The sequence below is a fragment of the Gordonia sp. 852002-51296_SCH5728562-b genome, assembly GCF_001665475.1.
GTDB classification, from domain to species: domain Bacteria; phylum Actinomycetota; class Actinomycetes; order Mycobacteriales; family Mycobacteriaceae; genus Gordonia; species Gordonia sputi.
This window is the reverse complement of the sequence record NZ_LZMI01000073.1, coordinates 1-4,863: the sequence shown is the minus strand read 5'-3', so window position 1 is coordinate 4,863 and position 4,863 is coordinate 1. Positions and strand designations below refer to the sequence as shown.

The following is a 4,863-nucleotide window of genomic DNA, read 5'->3' as shown; positions in this document are numbered from 1 at the left end:
CCCCCCCCCCGCGGCGCGCCCACTCCTCCCCCTCGGCTTTGGTGGCGTCCTCCTGGTAAAAAAACCCCCCCCCGCCCCCCCCCACGCAACTTTCGCCGGGTGCCCCCAGTCGGACTCGAACCGACACTGTGCGGATTTTAAGTCCGCTGCCTCTGCCAATTGGGCTATAGGGGCGCGTCGACAAGCATGCCATGTGGCCTCGGCCCGATCGAACGAAACCCTAGGCGGCGGAATCGGAGCGGCAGAGGAGCGTCACCAGCGATGGAGCCCGGCTTGGCGCACAGTCAGGCGCGCGGCGCGCTGAACGCACCACACCGTCCACACCGCCGAGATCAGTGCGATCACCAGCAATTCGCTTGTCATCCACACGAGCCGATTTCCGTTGACGGTGCTCGACGGATCTTGGACCATGAACACCACTGCCATGACCGACAGCAAGCCGATCACTGCCGACGGCCAGCCTGCGCGCGCCTCGAGGTGATGCTTCTCGTCGATGACCTCTGCCGCGTGCCGCTGATGGTCCGATGTCGAGTCGTTGAGCTCGGAGAGGGCGATGAACAGATCGGGGCTGCGGCGCGGCTGTGACGATCGGTGGTACGACAGCACCCACGCTCCGACCGCGACGGCGGCGAGAGCAAGTGAGAGGTAGACCACACCCCATCGTAACGCAGAAGAGGTCGCCCCCTGTCTGTCCGGAAATCAGTGCACCTGTGACCCAGGGCGCATCCTGCAATCAGCCGACGAACCCTTGACGCGCTGACTTAATGCCGATAACTTAACGTGGGTAAGTGACCACGACGCGCTAGGGGACTCGCATGTTGGCAAGACTTACCCGAGTGGCTATATCTGCGCCCAAACGTGTTCTCGCACTGGCGTTCCTGTTCCTCGTGCTCTGTGGAATCTACGGAGCGTCGGCATCGCAGCACCTGCTGGCAGGCGGGTATTCCGATCCGAACAGCGAGTCGGCGCAGGCAGCGCAGCAAATCGACGACACCTTCAAGCGTGGGGGCCTGCAGGTCGTCATCAAACTCGACGCACCTGCAGGCACCGACATGGAGAAGGACCAGCGGGCCGCCGCGGTCGGCAAGTCGATCGTCTCCGAACTCGCCGCCCTTCCCTATGTGCAGCAACCGGTTCTGTCGGTGTGGCAAGACCCGACGCTCGCGCCGGGCCTGGTCAGCAAGGACCGCAGTTCGGCGCTGATCATCGCCACGCTCGACGGCGGGGAAGCCGAGGCTCCTGCGCATGCCAAGGAGGTCGCCTCCCGATTCGAAGGCACTCGCGACGGCATCACGGTCCGCGTCGGTGGCCAGGGCATGGTCTTCCAGCAGGTCAACGAGCAGACCACGCGCGACCTCGCCGTCGCAGAGGCGATAGCGATCCCCATCAGCTTCCTCGTTCTCATCGTCGTATTCGGGGGCGTCATCGCGGCGATGCTGCCGATCGGCGTCGGCATCATCGCGATCGTGCTGACGTTCGCGCTGCTGCGTCTGATAGGCACCGTCACCGACGTGTCGATCTTCGCGTTGAACCTCACCACCGCAATGGGTTTGGCGCTCGCGATCGATTACACGCTGCTGCTGGTGACGAGGTATCGCGAAGAAGTGGCCGACGGCCGCGACAGAGCGTCGGCGATCCTGCGCACAATGCAGACAGCGGGACGCACCGTCGCGTTCTCTGCGGTGACCGTTGCCCTCGCGCTTGCCGCACTGGCGATCTTCCCGATGTATTTCCTGCGTTCCTTCGCGTACGCAGGACTCGGCGTCGTGGTGATCGCCGCCGTGACGTCGCTGGTGATCACGCCCGCGGTGCTGATGCTCCTCGGCGACCGGATCGACTCCCTCGACGTGCGCCGCGGCGTCCGCAAGCTGCTGGGCCGTCCCGAACCGACACCACGCCCGGTCGAAGAGGGCTGGTGGTACCGCGCGGCGTCGTGGGTGTTGAAACGAGCGGCACCGGTCGGCGCGACGGTCGTCGTCATTCTGCTGGTGCTCGGCGCACCATTCCTGTCGATCAAGTTCGGCTTCCCCGACGACCGCGTGCTGCCCACCAGCGCCAGCGCCCATCAGATACAGCACGAGATCCGCGACGACTTCGCCCAGAACCTCTCGTCGTCGGTCACCGTTGTCGCGACCGGAGACGTCTCCGCGCAGACGAGGGCGTCGTATGCGCAGGAACTGTCGCGGGTTGCCGACGTCAAATCGGTGTCGGGCGCGGGCGGAACCTTCGTCGACGGGAAGGCTGTTGCCCCGGCGAATCCCGCGGACCAACGCGGCGAGGTCGGAGTGATCACGGTCGCCACCAACCTTGAACCGATGCGGCCCGCGGGCGAGCATCAACTGGCTCAGCTGCGAGACGTGCCGGTGCCCACGGGACTGACAGTGAAGTTCACGGGTTCTGCGGCGACCAACGTCGACACCGTCGACTCCATTTACGCGCACCTGCCGTGGGTACTCGGGGCGATCGCCATCGCGACGTTCGTGCTGCTGTTCCTCTTCACCGGAAGCGTTGTGCTTCCGCTGAAGGCGTTGGTGCTCAACGTGTTGTCATTGTCGGCGACGTTCGGGGCGATGGTGTGGTTCTTCCAAGAGGGGCACCTCGATGGTTTGGGCACCACGTCAACCGGGTACCTCGCGGCAACGATGCCCGTCCTGATGTTCTGCATCGCGTTCGGGCTATCCATGGATTATGAAGTGTTCCTGCTCGGCCGCATTCGCGAATCGTGGCTCGCGTCGGACAGGTCGCGCGCGGCGAACGACAAGGCCGTCGCGCTCGGTATTGCGAGGACCGGTCGCGTCATCACGGCCGCAGCGCTACTGATGAGCATCGTGTTCGCGGGAATCGCGGCGTCGGAGGTGTCGTTCATGCGTATGTTCGGTGTCGGACTCACGCTTGCGGTGCTGATGGATGCCACTTTGATCCGGATGCTGCTCGTTCCGTCGTTCATGCGCCTCGCCGGGCGCCTGAACTGGTGGGCACCCGCACCGCTGCGACGTCTGCATGACCGCTTCAGACTGTCCGAGGAGGTCGACGACGAGCCGCCGCGCACAACGGTCGCCGACACGGGCACACAAGAGACCGCCGAGAACGAGAACAACACGCAGGAGAACAGTGACACGGACCAGTCGCAGGAGCCGCTCGCCCCGCGGGTCAGGTGAGTTGCTGGCCGACGAGATCATCGACGCCGCCACGTCACTGCTGCTCGACTCCGAAGCCGCGTCGGCCGTGTCCATCCGAGCGGTCGCCGACCGGGTGGGCGTCACCCCGCCGTCGATCTATTTGCACTTCGACGACAAGGACGCACTCCTCGAAGCCGTCTGCGCTCGATACTTCGAACGTCTCGACGAGGAGCTGGCCGCGGCGTCGAAAGGAATCGACGATCCGCTGGAACGGGCGCTGCAGATGGGCATCGCCTATGTGAGGTTCGCGGTCGCCACGCCTGTGCTCTACCGGGAGGCGTTTCATCACGTCTCACCAGTGGCCGAGCGCAGCAAGGTCGACGAGGTGCTCGCGGCGTCGGCGTTCGTGCGGTTCACCGGAACTGTCAGCGAACTCGCAGACGCCGGGATCTTCCACCCCGATGAGGTCGGGGACGTCGTCCTCGAATTGTGGACCGCTGCGCATGGCCTGGCGTCGTTGATGATCGCGAAGCCCGGTCTGGGCTGGGGCGATGACTTCGCCATTGCCGCGCAGACCCTGCGCTCGATCTGTCTGGGGCGAGCGGTGCTGTCGATTCGTGAGTACGAGTCACCCGACGAGGTCCGCGTGTTCCTCGACTCACTGAGTGCGCCGTCGGATCACTCAATTGGTCAAGAGAAGGTAAAGTCGGAACTCGAACGGGTCGATCCCCGTTGATGAGACGTACACGTCCATAAAAGGAGCACCTGTGCGAGACAGCAGTAACCCGGTGATGCGCGGCGTCGTCCGCGATAACCAGAATCCCGGCGGCTACGCCGGCTTCGGGTCGAACGCGGCCGGGGCCGGGCAGGCCGCGATGTACAACCAGTACGGTCAGCAGGTCCCGCCGCAGTATGCGCCGCCGCAGGCCGTCGGACGCCAGCTGACCATCGACGACGTCGTCACCAAGACGGCGATCACTCTCGGCGTGCTGACGGTCACCGCAATCCTCAGCTACGTCATCAGCAGCTACAACAACGCCTTGGCCGGGCCCCTCATGGGCATCGGCGCGATCGTGGGCCTCGTGCTCGTGTTGGTCGCCTCGTTCGGCCGCAAACAGGACAATCCCGCGATCGTCCTCGCCTACGCGGCCTTCGAGGGACTGTTCGTCGGTTCGATCTCGTTCGTGTTCGCGAACTGGATGGTCAGTGGCGACACCAGTGCGGGCGCGCTGATCGGCCAGGCGGTTCTCGGCACGTTCGGCGTGTTCTTCGGAATGCTGCTGGTCTACAAGATCGGCGCCATCCGTGTGACACCGCGCTTCACGCGCATGCTGTTCGCCGGACTCATCGGTGTGATGGTGCTGATGATCGGCAACCTGATCATCGGTTTGTTCACCGGCGGAGCCGGTGTGCTGCGCGACGGTGGTCCGATCGCGATCATCTTCTCGCTGGTCTGCATCGCGTTGGCGGCCTTCAGCTTCCTCGTCGACTTCGACGCCGCTGATCGTCTGATCCGTGCTGGTGCACCTGCCCGCGCGGGCTGGGGCGTTGCGCTCGGCCTGACGGTCACCCTGGTGTGGCTCTACGTCGAGATCCTGCGTCTGTTGAGCTACTTCAACTCCAACAACTAGTTCGCCCCCTCAGATACACCGCGGCCCCGCACTCTTCGGGCGGGTTCACATGATCGTCGCAACACTCTCAGGTGAGAGGTTGCGGCGATCATGTCGTTTCAGGAGGACTGTGT

Annotated in this window: 4 protein-coding genes and 1 tRNA gene; 3 read left to right on the top strand and 2 right to left on the bottom strand. The window is 64.6% G+C overall.

The annotated features are described in order from the left end of the window. Positions 1-100 precede the first annotated feature (100 nt). Both A5766_RS13435 and A5766_RS13430 read right to left on the bottom strand, forming a co-directional pair. Positions 101-174: transfer RNA gene (locus A5766_RS13435), tRNA-Leu, on the bottom strand. A 78-nt stretch (positions 175-252) separates the two neighbouring features. Next, positions 253-654 carry a hypothetical protein gene (locus tag A5766_RS13430; protein ID WP_005202108.1) on the bottom strand — a complete coding sequence of 134 codons (402 nt, stop codon included), beginning with the start codon at positions 652-654 and terminating at the stop codon, positions 253-255. Between the two features lie 161 nt (positions 655-815). Here A5766_RS13430 and A5766_RS13425 point away from each other — a divergent pair, with 161 nt between their 5' ends. The 3 genes from A5766_RS13425 to A5766_RS13415 are packed head-to-tail and all read left to right on the top strand — an operon-like array spanning position 816 to position 4,750. Further along, positions 816-3,158: an MMPL family transporter gene (locus A5766_RS13425; RefSeq protein ID WP_064905032.1), complete on the top strand. Its 2,343-nt coding sequence runs from the start codon at positions 816-818 to the stop codon at positions 3,156-3,158. Continuing rightward, positions 3,112-3,855 (top strand): TetR/AcrR family transcriptional regulator, encoded by a 744-nt coding sequence (locus A5766_RS13420; RefSeq protein ID WP_082965518.1) that lies wholly within the window; start codon positions 3,112-3,114, stop codon positions 3,853-3,855. Before A5766_RS13425 ends, A5766_RS13420 begins: the two co-directional genes overlap by 47 nt. A gap of 31 nt (positions 3,856-3,886) precedes the next feature. Further along, on the top strand, positions 3,887-4,750 hold the full coding sequence (locus A5766_RS13415) for a Bax inhibitor-1/YccA family protein (protein ID WP_005202099.1): 864 nt from the start codon (positions 3,887-3,889) through the stop codon (positions 4,748-4,750). Positions 4,751-4,863: the final 113 nt, after the last annotated feature.

Excerpts from the sequence above, each read along its gene's own strand:
- A5766_RS13425 (WP_064905032.1), top strand. The coding sequence starts at position 816 with ATGTTGGCAAGACTTACCCGAGTGGCTATATCTGCGCCCAAACGTGTT.